At 70.3% G+C, this 11,976-nt stretch carries 12 protein-coding genes; 6 read left to right on the forward strand and 6 right to left on the reverse strand.

Annotated elements, in window-relative coordinates; all coding sequences use genetic code 11:
- Positions 1 to 991 (reverse strand): adenylate/guanylate cyclase domain-containing protein (locus HLK59_RS43460; RefSeq protein WP_171147192.1); only part of this gene is annotated, 991 nt, incomplete at its 3' end.
- A gap of 120 nt (positions 992 to 1,111) precedes the next feature.
- Positions 1,112 to 1,981 (reverse strand): biotin--[acetyl-CoA-carboxylase] ligase, encoded by an 870-nt coding sequence (locus tag HLK59_RS43465; protein WP_171147193.1) that lies wholly within the window; start codon positions 1,979 to 1,981, stop codon positions 1,112 to 1,114.
- A 109-nt stretch (positions 1,982 to 2,090) separates the two neighbouring features.
- Here HLK59_RS43465 and HLK59_RS43470 point away from each other — a divergent pair, with 109 nt between their 5' ends.
- Entirely contained in the window at positions 2,091 to 3,686 is a 1,596-nt protein-coding gene (locus tag HLK59_RS43470) for an acyl-CoA carboxylase subunit beta (RefSeq protein ID WP_171147194.1), read from the forward strand.
- 8 nt (positions 3,687 to 3,694) lie between these two features.
- Positions 3,695 to 3,901 (forward strand): acyl-CoA carboxylase subunit epsilon, encoded by a 207-nt coding sequence (locus tag HLK59_RS43475; protein WP_171147195.1) that lies wholly within the window; start codon positions 3,695 to 3,697, stop codon positions 3,899 to 3,901.
- Here the strand turns inward: HLK59_RS43475 and HLK59_RS43480 are convergent.
- On the reverse strand, positions 3,898 to 4,995 hold the full coding sequence (locus HLK59_RS43480) for an SGNH/GDSL hydrolase family protein (protein ID WP_171147196.1): 1,098 nt from the start codon (positions 4,993 to 4,995) through the stop codon (positions 3,898 to 3,900). The genes HLK59_RS43475 and HLK59_RS43480 overlap by 4 nt on opposite strands.
- Positions 4,996 to 5,124: 129 nt before the next feature.
- Here HLK59_RS43480 and HLK59_RS52175 point away from each other — a divergent pair, with 129 nt between their 5' ends.
- Positions 5,125 to 5,253, forward strand: coding sequence for a hypothetical protein (locus HLK59_RS52175; protein WP_095046738.1), 129 nt, complete (start codon positions 5,125 to 5,127; stop codon positions 5,251 to 5,253).
- A gap of 22 nt (positions 5,254 to 5,275) precedes the next feature.
- Positions 5,276 to 5,896: a nucleoside triphosphate pyrophosphatase gene (locus HLK59_RS43485; protein ID WP_171147197.1), complete on the forward strand. Its 621-nt coding sequence runs from the start codon at positions 5,276 to 5,278 to the stop codon at positions 5,894 to 5,896.
- Here HLK59_RS43485 and HLK59_RS43490 read toward each other — a convergent pair.
- A complete protein-coding gene (locus HLK59_RS43490) occupies positions 5,865 to 6,389 on the reverse strand; it encodes a hypothetical protein (protein WP_171147198.1) in 525 nt (174 codons plus the stop codon). The genes HLK59_RS43485 and HLK59_RS43490 overlap by 32 nt on opposite strands.
- A gap of 363 nt (positions 6,390 to 6,752) precedes the next feature.
- Between HLK59_RS43490 and HLK59_RS43495 the strand changes: the two genes are divergently transcribed.
- Positions 6,753 to 8,528: a biotin carboxylase N-terminal domain-containing protein gene (locus tag HLK59_RS43495; protein ID WP_171147199.1), complete on the forward strand. Its 1,776-nt coding sequence runs from the start codon at positions 6,753 to 6,755 to the stop codon at positions 8,526 to 8,528.
- Positions 8,529 to 8,703: 175 nt separating this feature from the next.
- Positions 8,704 to 9,246 carry a TetR/AcrR family transcriptional regulator gene (locus tag HLK59_RS43500; RefSeq protein ID WP_171147202.1) on the forward strand — a complete coding sequence of 181 codons (543 nt, stop codon included), beginning with the start codon at positions 8,704 to 8,706 and terminating at the stop codon, positions 9,244 to 9,246.
- 79 nt (positions 9,247 to 9,325) lie between these two features.
- Here HLK59_RS43500 and HLK59_RS43505 read toward each other — a convergent pair whose 3' ends face one another.
- A complete protein-coding gene (locus HLK59_RS43505; RefSeq protein ID WP_171147200.1) occupies positions 9,326 to 10,276 on the reverse strand; it encodes a DeoR/GlpR family DNA-binding transcription regulator in 951 nt (316 codons plus the stop codon).
- A 178-nt stretch (positions 10,277 to 10,454) separates the two neighbouring features.
- Positions 10,455 to 11,903, reverse strand: a complete 1,449-nt coding sequence (locus HLK59_RS43510; RefSeq protein ID WP_171147201.1) for an NAD(P)H-quinone dehydrogenase — start codon at positions 11,901 to 11,903, stop codon at positions 10,455 to 10,457.
- Between the last annotated feature and the right edge of the window lie 73 nt (positions 11,904 to 11,976).

The following is an 11,976-nucleotide window of genomic DNA, read 5'->3' on the forward strand; positions in this document are numbered from 1 at the left end:
CGGCGGCGGCCGCGGCCTCGGCGGCCTCCGCCTCGGAGGCCGGGGCCTCGGTGGTGCGGATCAGCTCCTCGGCGAACGCGCTGTCGACGAGGACGGCGTCACGGGGAGCTATCGAGGTCAGCCGGGAGGCGAGGTTCACCGTCGTACCGAAGACATCGCCCATACGGGTGGTCACCGTGCCGAAGGCGATGCCGACGCGCAGCTCCGGCATGGTCTCGTCGTTGGCCATCGTCTCGATGAGCCGCAGCGCGATCTCGGCGGCGACACCCGCGTCGTCGGCGGCGTACAGCACCTCGTCGCCGAGGGTCTTGATGAGCCGTCCGCCGTTCGCGGCGACCAGGTCGGCGGCGGTGGTCTCGAAGGCCTCGACGAGCTCGCCGAGTTCCTCCTCCTCCATACGACGGGTCAGCCGGGTGAACCCGACGAGGTCGGCGAACCCGACCGCGAGCCGCCGGTCCACCATCTCCTCGTCGTCGGCGGCCTGCACGACCCGGCCCGCCGAGGCGGAGAGCTGGCGGCGCCAGACGTAGACGAGGAACTCCTCCAGTTCGGGCAGGAGCAGCTCGATGATCGGGTACGTCACCTCGGTGCGGCTCATGCCGGGTTCCGGGGGCTCGGTCAGGCCCTCCAGGAAGGAGTCGATCTGCCACTCGGCGAGACGGGCCGTGGTCTGCCCCGTGGAGCGCGCCACCTGTACGGCCATGGCCTCGCTCAGCAGCCCCGCCTCGACCAGACCGGCGAGGCGCCGCAGCGCGAGGACGTCGGCCTCCGTGAACGCCTTGGCCTGGCCGACGTCCGCGAAGCCCATCGCCCGCCAGAAACGGGTGGCCAGCTCCATCGAGACACCGGCGGTACGGGCCGCCTGAAAGGGCGTGTAGCGGCGCTCCGCGCCGAGGATCAGCGCCTCCAGACGCACGGCGAGCGGGTGCGGGTCCCCTCCGGGGGTGGCGCCGTTCGTGTCCGCGCCGGAACCCGTGTCGTCGACGGTCACGCCTGCTGCCCTTCCGATCTGCCGCGGTCAGTTATCGACCGGGCTTTACTTTACGTCAGGTGTGCCGTAGCTCACTCCCGTGGAGCCGAAGGTCGGCCGCACCACTTGGGTGCGTGCGGCTCACGCCGGTCGCAGGTGAACGATGTCTCCCGCTCCCACCGGTTCCTGCACGCCCTCCCGCGTCGCGATCACCAGACGGCCGTCGCCGTCCACCGCCACCGCCTCCCCGGTGATCGAACGGTCGCCCGGGAGCTCCGCGCGTACCGTCCGCCCCAGCGTCGCGCAGCCCGCCGCGTAGGTCTCCTGCAAACCGCTCGCCACCGGGTCTCCCCCCGCCTCGCGCCACCGCCCGTACCACTCCTCCAGGGAGCGCAGCACGGCCCGCAGCAGGGGGTCACGGTCCGTGGTGATCGCTCCGGCCAGCAGCAGCGAGCCCGCCTGGGGGACCGGGAGCTCCTCCTCACGCAACGTGACATTGATGCCGACGCCGACGACGACCCCGTCCTCACCGGCCCGCTCCGCGAGGATCCCGCCGGCCTTGCGTTCCTCGCCTCCGATGGAAACCAGCAGGTCGTTGGGCCACTTGAGTGCCGTGTCGATGCCCGCGGCCCGGGACAGCCCGGTCGCGACGGCCACGCCCGTCAGCAGCGGCAGCCAGCCCCAGCGGGCCACCGGTACGCCGGCCGGCTTCAGCAGGACGGAGAAGAAGAGACCGGAGCGCGCCGGTGCCGTCCACTGCCGGTCCAGCCGGCCCCGCCCGGCCGTCTGCTCCTCGGCGACGAGAACCGCGCCCTCCTCGGCGTCCCCCTTCACGGCGAGGCCCACCAGGTCGTTGTTGGTGGAGCCGGTGCGCTGCACGACGTCCACGTCGCAGTACAGCCCCCCGTGCCCACCGTCCCGCACCAGCCCTCGCCGCAGCGCGGCCCCGTTGAGGGGCGGACGATCGAGGTCGGACCAACGGCTGTCGTCTGAAGCATCTCGCGGCGTCATGCAAGCCACAGTATGTGTGTGAAACGCCGCACTGCCGACCGGTAGCCCCACCACTACTCTACGGATGAGTAACCGTCCCCCTTTTGAGCAGGCAGGGAGCCGACCCCCGATGTCCGAGCCGGAAGAGATCGACATCCACACCACCGCGGGCAAGCTCGCGGATCTCCAGCGCCGTTTCGAGGAAGCGACGCACGCCGGCTCCGCACGCGCCGTCGAGAAACAGCATGCCAAGGGCAAGTTGACGGCCCGTGAGCGGATCGAGCTGCTGCTCGACGAGGACTCCTTCGTGGAGTTGGACGAGTTCGCCCGGCACCGCTCCACCAATTTCGGCCTGGAGCAGAACCGTCCCTACGGCGACGGTGTCGTCACCGGGTACGGGACCGTCGACGGGCGTCCCGTCGCCGTGTTCTCCCAGGACTTCACCGTCTTCGGCGGCGCCCTGGGCGAGGTCTACGGCCAGAAGATCGTCAAGGTCATGGACTTCGCGCTGAAGACCGGCTGTCCGGTGATCGGCATCAACGACTCGGGTGGTGCGCGCATCCAGGAGGGTGTCGCCTCGCTCGGCGCGTACGGCGAGATCTTCCGCCGCAACACCCATGCGTCAGGGGTCATCCCGCAGATCAGCCTGGTCGTCGGGCCGTGCGCGGGCGGCGCGGTGTACTCGCCCGCCATCACCGACTTCACGGTGATGGTCGACCAGACCTCGCACATGTTCATCACCGGCCCCGACGTCATCAAGACGGTCACCGGCGAGGACGTCGGCTTCGAGGAGCTGGGCGGCGCCCGGACCCACAACTCGGTGTCGGGCGTGGCGCATCACATGGCCGGCGACGAGAAGGACGCCATCGAGTACGTCAAGCAGCTGCTGTCGTACCTGCCGTCCAACAACCTCTCCGAGGCGCCGGTCTTCCCGGAGGAGGCGGACCTCGCCCTCACCGACGAGGACCGCGAGCTGGACACCATCGTGCCGGACAGCGCGAACCAGCCGTACGACATGCACACGGTGATCGAACACGTCCTGGACGACGCCGAGTTCTTCGAGACGCAGGCCCTGTTCGCGCCGAACATCCTCACCGGCTTCGGCCGGGTCGAGGGCGCTCCGGTCGGCATCGTGGCCAACCAGCCGATGCAGTTCGCCGGCTGCCTCGACATCACGGCGTCCGAGAAGGCGGCGCGTTTCGTGCGCACCTGCGACGCCTTCAACATCCCGGTCATCACCTTCGTGGACGTGCCGGGCTTCCTGCCGGGCGTCGGCCAGGAGCACGACGGCATCATCCGCCGCGGCGCCAAGCTGATCTACGCCTACGCGGAGGCCACGGTCCCGCTGATCACGGTGATCACCCGCAAGGCCTTCGGCGGCGCCTACGACGTCATGGGCTCCAAGCACCTGGGCGCCGACCTCAACCTCGCCTGGCCGACCGCCCAGATCGCCGTCATGGGCGCCCAGGGCGCGGTCAACATCCTGCACCGGCGCACGATCGCCGAGGCGGAGGCGAACGGGGAGGATCTGGAGGCGGTCCGCGCCCGGCTGATCCGGGAGTACGAGGACACCCTCCTCAACCCCTACATCGCCGCCGAGCGCGGTTACGTCGACTCGGTCATCATGCCGTCCGACACCCGCCGCCACATCGTCCGCGGTCTGCGCCAGCTGAAGACCAAGCGGGAGTCCCTGCCCCCGAAGAAGCACGGCAACATCCCCCTCTAGGAGCCGCTGTGACGATCAGAGTCGTACGGGGCAACCCCACCCCCGAGGAGCTCGCCGCCGCCCTGGCGGTGGTCCGGGCCCGCGCCGCGGCGGTGGCCACGCCGTCCGGCGCCCCCGAACAGCGGGACGGGTGGTCGGACCCGTCCCGCATCGCGGCACACCGTCTGCCCCGGCCGGGGCGGACGGCCTGGGCACGTTCCTGCTGGCCCGGTTAGAGGATCGCCGACACGGCTTCGGCCATCACCTCGTACCCCACGTCATCGGGGTGCAGGTGATCGCCGAAGTCGTAGGCAGGGTTCAGCCGGTCCGGGTCCCTCGGATCGGCCATCGCCCGTCGCAGGTCCACCACGGCGTCGTACTCCCCCGAGCGGCGAATCCACTCGTCGACCTCGTGACTCACCTTGGCCGCGTGCTCGCCCCAGTGGTCCGAGCCGCCGAAGGGGAGCAGGGTGCAGCCGACGACCCGCAGGCCGCTCTGCCGGGCCTGCCGTATCAACTCCCGGTGCCCGGCGATGATGTCGTCCGCCTCCAGCACCGGCGCCGGCCGGTACGTCGGCTGTTCGTCCGTCTCGCTGAACCCGATGTCATTGAGCCCGAGCAACACGACGAGCGTGTCCACGCCGGGCCGGTCCAGGACGTCCCGGCGCAGCCGGTGGACCCCCTTCTCCCCGTACCACGCGGAGTCGTTGAGGAGCAGGTTCCCGCCGATCCCGGCGTTCAGGACGGGCCGCCCTGTCAGCCGGGCCAGCGCGTCCGACCAGCGCCGGTCCGCACCCGGGGTGGATCCGAACCCGTCCGTGAGGGAGTCCCCGAACAGCGCGACCCCGTCCGTCCGCCCGGCGTCCGTCTCCACCGCGCTCAGGAAGTACCAGGACTCGCTCGCCGCGTCGAACCCCTCCCCGGCCACGTCGTCCAGCAGGTCCCCCTCGCCCCGCAGGCTGGTCGTGAAGGCCTGTGCGTGGAAGGTCGCGGGCCCGGTCGCCGTGTCGAAGTACAGCGTGACCGCCAGTGACTCCCCCGCCGCGACGGCGAGTTGCACGGCATCGCTGACGACCTCCCCTCGTGCGGGAATCTCGACGGTGGGCCCGCCCCCGAAGGTGAGGCGTGTGCGCGGGCCCACCGTGGCGCCCGCGATCCGCACCGGCGAGGTGCCGTACGCGTGGGACAGCCGCACCCGCACCCGGTCCCCGCCCCCGCTCAGCCGGACGACCTGACGCAGCGACTGCCGCCAGAAGCCCTCCCGGGACCAGTTGGGCGTGAAGCCCTCGCTCGGCAGCTGGGGTGACGCGGTCCAGACGGTGGTGAACATGGCACGACCTTCCAAACGGGACTGTAGTTCCTTTAACAGAAGACAGAGTAACGGAACCTCAGACCCTTTTGGTGAAGTTGAGTACGCGTACTCAGGCGCCGCCCCGCACCTCCCGCGCACCCTGGAGGCATGCTGTGGTCCGACCCCGAGAACGAGCCGCCCAAGGAACTGCGCGACATGCAGGACATGCTGCGGAGACTGGGACTCTTCCTGGCGTTGGCCATGGTGCTCGCGATGATCGTGCTCGGCGTCGGCTGACGGACGCCGATACGCTGACCGTATGACTGATCAGCCGCGCCGCCGACTCGTCCTCGCCTCGCAGTCCCCCGCCCGGCTCAACCTGCTGAGGCAGGCCGGACTGACCCCCGAGGTACTGGTGAGCGGGGTCGACGAGGACGCCGTCACCGCCCCCACCCCCGCCGAGCTGGCGCTCGCCCTGGCCGAGGCGAAGGCCTCCGTCGTGTCGGCGAAGCCCCAGGTCAAGGGCGCGCTGGTGATCGGCTGCGACTCCGTCCTCGACCTGGACGGCGAGGCGCTCGGCAAGCCCGCCGACCGGGAGGAGGCCACCGCCCGCTGGAAGGCGATGCGCGGCCGCGCGGGCACGCTCCAGACCGGGCACTGCATCTACGACACCGTGACCGGACGGTATGTCTCCGCCGTCGCCTCGACCGTCGTCCGCTTCGGCGAACCGACCGACGAGGAGATCGCCGCGTACGTCGCCTCCGGCGAACCCCTCTACGTCGCCGGGGCGTTCACCCTGGACGGCCGCTCGGCGCCGTTCATCGAGGGCATCGACGGCGACCACGGCAATGTGATCGGCATCAGCCTGCCCCTCGTCCGCAAGCTGCTGGCCCGACTGGGCGTCGGCATCACGGAGTTGTGGGCGCCGGCGCAGGCCTGACAGGGCTCGTGTCATCCCCCTCGGGCGCCTCCGGCTCCGGTCCCGCCCCGGGGCCCTCCGGGTCCCCCTCGGGGGCGTCCGGCTTCGCGTCGACGGGCTCCTGAGGACGGTCGTACGTCATCAGGAGCAGCACTATGAGGCCGAGCACGACCACCATGAACACGAACTCGGACCAGCCCAGCAGCCCCCACGCGAACGCGCCCAGCAGCGCGTGCACCACGGCCGCGCTGATCAGCAGGACGCGGCCGAGGCCGGCCGGCGGCCGGTTCCGCAATGCCACGAGCAGCGCGACCAGGCCGCACAGCGCGAAGTAGAGACCGAAGCCGATCCCGCCGATCTTCGACGACCACGACATCACGTCCGGGTCCAGTCCCGCCAGGGACATGTCCTGCCGGTCCACGACGACACCCATGAACCACTGCACCGCGGCGATGCCGAGCCCCTCGACGAAGAGCACGACCGCCACGATCCATGCCACCGGTCTGCGCACCACCGGCCCCCACCCACTCTCAAGCCGAGCTCTTGTTACCTCAAGTACGTTCGATACACGCGAACGCTACTAACGGGTAAACCGCGGGACAAGGGTTCTACGGAGGGCAAAGAATCGTTGGGCCATTCGTAGGGACTCCACAAAGAAAGCGAGTGGTCCGCAGCACGCTCTCACAGAGACCTTGGCCACAGAGGAGGGCTAGGGTTTCCGGGAGGAATCCTGCGTACCTAGGTGCGACAAGGGATTTCGCGGGTCGAGCGAGCCTCGTATCACGCTCCGTGTGGGCAAGCTCACCAGTGGGGACGGGTCGAAGTGCCGTGTCGGCAGTCCCTAAACTCGGCTTGTTTCAAGGAGGGAGCCTCAATCGTGCGCAAGGTGCTCATCGCCAACCGTGGCGAAATCGCTGTCCGCGTGGCCCGGGCCTGCCGGGATGCCGGCATCGCGAGCGTGGCCGTCTACGCCGACCCGGATCGGGACGCTCTGCATGTCCGCGCCGCGGATGAGGCGTTCGCCCTGGGTGGTGACACCCCGGCGACGAGCTACCTGGACATCGAGAAGGTCCTGAACGCGGCGCGCGAGTCGGGTGCGGACGCCATTCATCCGGGCTACGGATTCCTGTCCGAGAACGCCGAGTTCGCGCAGGCGGTCCTGGACGCGGAGCTGATCTGGATCGGCCCGCCCCCGCAGGCCATCCGCGACCTGGGCGACAAGGTGGCCGCCCGGCACATCGCGCAGCGCGCCGGCGCCCCGCTGGTCGCCGGTACGCCGGACCCGGTCTCCGGTGCGCAGGAGGTCGTCGCCTTCGCCGAGGAGCACGGCCTGCCGATCGCCATCAAGGCGGCCTTCGGTGGTGGCGGTCGCGGTCTGAAGGTCGCCCGCACCCTCGAAGAGGTTCCGGAACTGTACGACTCCGCCGTCCGCGAGGCGGTGGCCGCGTTCGGCCGCGGCGAGTGCTTCGTCGAGCGCTACCTGGACAAGCCGCGGCACGTGGAGACGCAGTGCCTGGCCGACAGCCACGGCAACGTGGTCGTCGTGTCGACCCGCGACTGCTCCCTCCAGCGCCGCCACCAGAAGCTGGTCGAGGAGGCCCCCGCGCCCTTCCTCTCCGAGGCCCAGGTCGCCGAGCTGTACTCCTCCTCGAAGGCGATCCTCAAGGAGGCCGGCTACGTCGGCGCCGGCACCGTCGAGTTCCTCGTCGGCGTGGACGGCACGATCTCCTTCCTGGAGGTCAACACCCGTCTCCAGGTGGAGCACCCGGTCACCGAGGAGGTCGCCGGCATCGACCTCGTACGCGAGATGTTCCGCATCGCCGACGGCGAGGCCCTCGGCTACGGCGACCCGGAGCTGCGCGGCCACTCCTTCGAGTTCCGTATCAACGGCGAGGACCCGGGCCGCGGCTTCCTCCCGGCCCCCGGCACGGTCACCGTGTTCAACGGCCCGTCCGGTCCGGGCGTCCGCCTCGACGCCGGCGTCGAGTCCGGCTCGGTCATCGGCCCGGCCTGGGACTCGCTGCTGGCCAAGCTGATCGTCACCGGCGCCACCCGTGAGCAGGCCCTCCAGCGTGCCGCGCGTGCCCTGGAGGAGTTCCAGGTGGAGGGCATGGCCACGGCCATCCCGTTCCACCGCGCGGTCGTCAAGGACCCGGCGTTCGCACCGGAGCTGACCGGCGGCCAGGACCCCTTCACGGTCCACACCCGCTGGATCGAGACCGAGTTCGTCAACGAGATCAAGCCCTTCGCCGCCCCCTCCGACACCGAGTCGGACGAGGACGACAAGGACCGCGAGACGATCGTCGTCGAGGTCGGCGGCAAGCGCCTGGAAGTCTCGCTGCCGTCCTCGCTCGGCATGTCCCTGGCCCGCACCGGCCTCGCGGCGGGCGCCAAGCCCAAGCGCCGCGCGGCCAAGAAGTCCGGCCCCGTCGCCTCCGGCGACACCCTCGCCTCCCCGATGCAGGGCACGATCGTCAAGATCGCCGTCGAGGAGGGCCAGGAGGTCAAGGAGGGCGACCTGGTCGTCGTCCTGGAGGCCATGAAGATGGAGCAGCCGCTCAACGCGCACAAGTCCGGCACCATCAAGGGCCTGGCCGCGGAGGTCGGCGCCTCGCTCACCTCGGGTGCGGCGATCTGCGAGATCAAGGACTGATCTCCAGCAGTCGTACGACATCCCGGAGCGCCCGGCGGACTGGAGCAGCCAGTCCGCCGGGCGCTCCGTCTTCGTGCACGATGGCATCCTGGAGGCACATCGGGGGCGTGAGAGAGGGCAGGTGGGAGCCATGGGGGACCTGGAGGCCACGACGGCACCCGCGTCGGCGCGCGCCATGCGCGCGGACGCCCGCCGTAACTACGACCGTCTGCTCGCCGAGGCCCGCACCGCCTTCGCCGCCCACGGCGCCGAGGCGTCCCTGGAGGACGTGGCCCGCCGCGCGGGCGTCGGCATCGGCACCCTCTACCGCCACTTCCCCAACCGCGACGCCTTGTTGAGCGCGGTCTTCGAGGACGCGGTCAACGACCTGCTGGCTCGATCCCAAGAGCTCCTGACCGACCCGGATCCCTGCGCGGCCTTGGTGACATGGCTGCGCGAGATGGTCGCCCAGGCAGGCGAATACCGGGGTCTGGCACGCGCCCTGATGTCTGTGTCGTCCGACAACACCTCGGCCCTGGCCCGGTGCAACGGCCCGATCCGACAAGCGGGCAGTGCACTACTGGCACGCGCACAGAAGGCGGGTACGGTCCGCGAGGACGTGGCGATCGGCGACCTGCTACAGCTGACGCATGCCATCGCACTGGCGGCGGAAGAGACGCCGGCAGACCCGGACTTGGCGGACAGATTGCTACTACTGACCCTGCGAGGACTCACCTAGGGGCGCGGGGAACTGCGCGACCAGCCACAATGAACCGGCACTCGCGCAGCACTACGACCCTCTACGGCGAGTAGGCGACCTAACGCCGCCGCATATCCGCGACCCGCGCCGCCCGCTGCTGCTCCGCCCCCGCCGCCGGCTCACTGAGCGCCGTCGCGGCCCTCAGCCCCGCTCCGGGCACCCCGCGCCGTGGCCCCGGGAGGGACACGTCCCGGCGAGGTTGGCGCGGGGGGACCGAATCACTCCCCGAGCCCCCGGCGACAGCGATCTGGACACCTTGGTCGGCCAGCGCCTGCAACTCCGTGGCCGCACGGTCGTCGTGCGCCGGAGGCTCGTCGGTCACCAGCCGTGTGATCACATCCGTGGGCACGGTCTGGAACATCGTGTCCGCACCGAGCTTGGTGTGATCGGCGAGGACGACGACCTCCGCGGCGGCCTGCACCAGCGCCCGGTCGACGGAGGCGGAGAGCATGTTGGACGTGGACAGACCGCGCTCGGCGGTGAGTCCGCTCCCGGACAGGAAGGCCCGCGAGACCCGCAGCCCCTGAAGGGACTGCTCGGCACCGGAGCCCACCAGCGCGTAGTTGGAGCCCCGCAGCGTGCCGCCGGTCATCACGACCTCGACCCGGTTGGCATGGGCCAACGCCTGAGCCACCAGCAGGGAGTTGGTGACGACGGTCAGCCCGGGCACGCGAGCGAGCCGACGGGCCAGCTCCTGTGTCGTCGTACCCGCCCCGACCACGATGGCTTCGCCTTCTTCGACGAAGTTCGCGGCGAGGTCGGCGATGGCCGTCTTCTCGGCGGTCGCGAGATGTGATTTCTGCGGAAAGCCGGACTCCCGCGTGAACCCGCCCGGCAATACCGCACCGCCATGTCGGCGGTCGAGGAGTCCTTCTGCCTCCAGTGCGCGCACGTCCCGCCGTACGGTCACTTCGGAGGTCTGGACGACGCGGGCGAGCTCACGGAGCGATACAGCCCCGTTGGCTCGCACCATTTCGAGGATCAATTGGCGACGTTCTGCAGCGAACACGAAACTGACAGTAACCCCAACGACCGTCTGCTTTCAGCAGTATGCGCCGAATAACAGAAGTTGTTCGCACAGAAGGGTCGGAAGTGGTATAGGGCCTACGCCCCCCGACTATGCCGTGCGAATGGTCGACAACTCCCTGTGACCAGCGGGGAGTCGGTTTCGGCCGCAGGGGCGGACCCTAGCTCTCGCCCGTCTCCTTGCGGGTGTGGAGCTGGCGGGCGACCTCGGCGATCGAGCCCGAAAGGGACGGGTACACGGTGAAGGCGTTCGCGATCTGCTCGACGGTCAGGTTGTTGTCGACGGCGATCGAGATCGGATGGATCAGTTCCGAGGCGCGCGGCGAGACGACCACACCGCCGACGACGATGCCCGTGCCGGGACGGCAGAAGATCTTGACGAAGCCGTCGCGGATGCCCTGCATCTTGGCGCGCGGGTTGCGCAGCAGCGGCAGCTTCACGACCCGGGCGTCGATCTTGCCCGCGTCCACGTCCGCCTGGGTGTAGCCGACCGTGGCGATCTCCGGGTCGGTGAAGACGTTGGAGGAGACCGTCTTGAGGTTGAGCGGGGCCACCGCGTCGCCGAGGAAGTGGTACATGGCGATACGGCCCTGCATGGCGGCCACGGACGCGAGGGCGAAGACACCGGTCACGTCACCGGCGGCGTACACACCGGGAGCCGTCGTCCTGGACACCTTGTCGGTCCAGATGTGCCCGGACTCGCGCACCTTGACGCCGGCCTCCTCCAGACCGAGGCCCGCGCTGTTGGGGATGGCGCCGACGGCCATGAGGCAGTGGCTGCCGGTGATGACACGGCCGTCGGCGAGGGTGACCTCGACCCGGTCGCCGACCCGTTTGGCGGCGGCGGCGCGGGAGCGGGCCATGACGTTCATGCCGCGGCGCCGGAAGACGTCCTCCAGCACGGCGGCGGCGTCCGGGTCCTCACCGGGCAGGACCCGGTCACGGGACGAGACGAGGGTGACCTTGGAGCCGAGCGCCTGGTAGGCGCCGGCGAACTCGGCACCGGTGACACCGGAACCGACCACGATGAGCTCCTCGGGGAGCTCGGTCAGGTCGTACACCTGCGTCCAGTTGAGGATGCGCTCGCCGTCGGGCTGGGCGTCGGGCACCTCGCGGGGGTGGGCGCCGGTCGCGAGGAGGACGGCGTCGGCGGTGAGGGTCTCCTCGGTGCCGTCGGCGGCCCGGACGACGACCTTGCGGGAGCCGTCGAGCGCCTGCATGCCCTCCAGGCGGGCGCGGCCGCGCAGCACCCGGGCGCCGGCGCGGGTGACGGAGGCGGTGATGTCGTGGGACTGCGCGAGCGCGAGCCGCTTCACACGACGGTTGACCTTCCCGAGGTCCACGCCGACCACGCGGGCGGCCTGCTCCAGGGGAGGGGTGTCGTCGGCGACGATGATGCCGAGCTCTTCGTACGACGAGTCGAAGGTGGTCATCACCTCGGCCGTAGCGATAAGGGTCTTCGACGGCACGCAGTCGGTCAGCACCGACGCTCCGCCCAGACCGTCGCAGTCGACGACGGTCACCTCCGCGCCGAGCTGCGCTGCCACCAGCGCCGCTTCGTATCCGCCGGGTCCGCCACCGATGATCACGATCCGAGTCACGTACTCCATTGTCCCGCACGCTTCAAGGTGCTACTGCCCGGGGGCCGCTGGACGGTCCATCTTGTTACCTACGGGGCGGGAG

Source organism: Streptomyces sp. S3(2020), assembly GCF_013044505.1.
Taxonomy (GTDB): domain Bacteria; phylum Actinomycetota; class Actinomycetes; order Streptomycetales; family Streptomycetaceae; genus Streptomyces.

Coding starts and splice junctions, on each gene's coding strand:
- HLK59_RS43465 (WP_171147193.1), bottom strand. CDS start 1,981: ATGACGCCGCGAGATGCTTCAGACGACAGCCGTTGGTCCGACCTCGAT.
- HLK59_RS43470 (WP_171147194.1), top strand. CDS start 2,091: ATGTCCGAGCCGGAAGAGATCGACATCCACACCACCGCGGGCAAGCTC.
- HLK59_RS43480 (WP_171147196.1), bottom strand. CDS start 4,995: ATGTTCACCACCGTCTGGACCGCGTCACCCCAGCTGCCGAGCGAGGGC.
- HLK59_RS52175 (WP_095046738.1), top strand. CDS start 5,125: ATGCTGTGGTCCGACCCCGAGAACGAGCCGCCCAAGGAACTGCGCGAC.
- HLK59_RS43485 (WP_171147197.1), top strand. CDS start 5,276: ATGACTGATCAGCCGCGCCGCCGACTCGTCCTCGCCTCGCAGTCCCCC.
- HLK59_RS43500 (WP_171147202.1), top strand. CDS start 8,704: ATGCGCGCGGACGCCCGCCGTAACTACGACCGTCTGCTCGCCGAGGCC.
- HLK59_RS43510 (WP_171147201.1), bottom strand. CDS start 11,903: ATGGAGTACGTGACTCGGATCGTGATCATCGGTGGCGGACCCGGCGGA.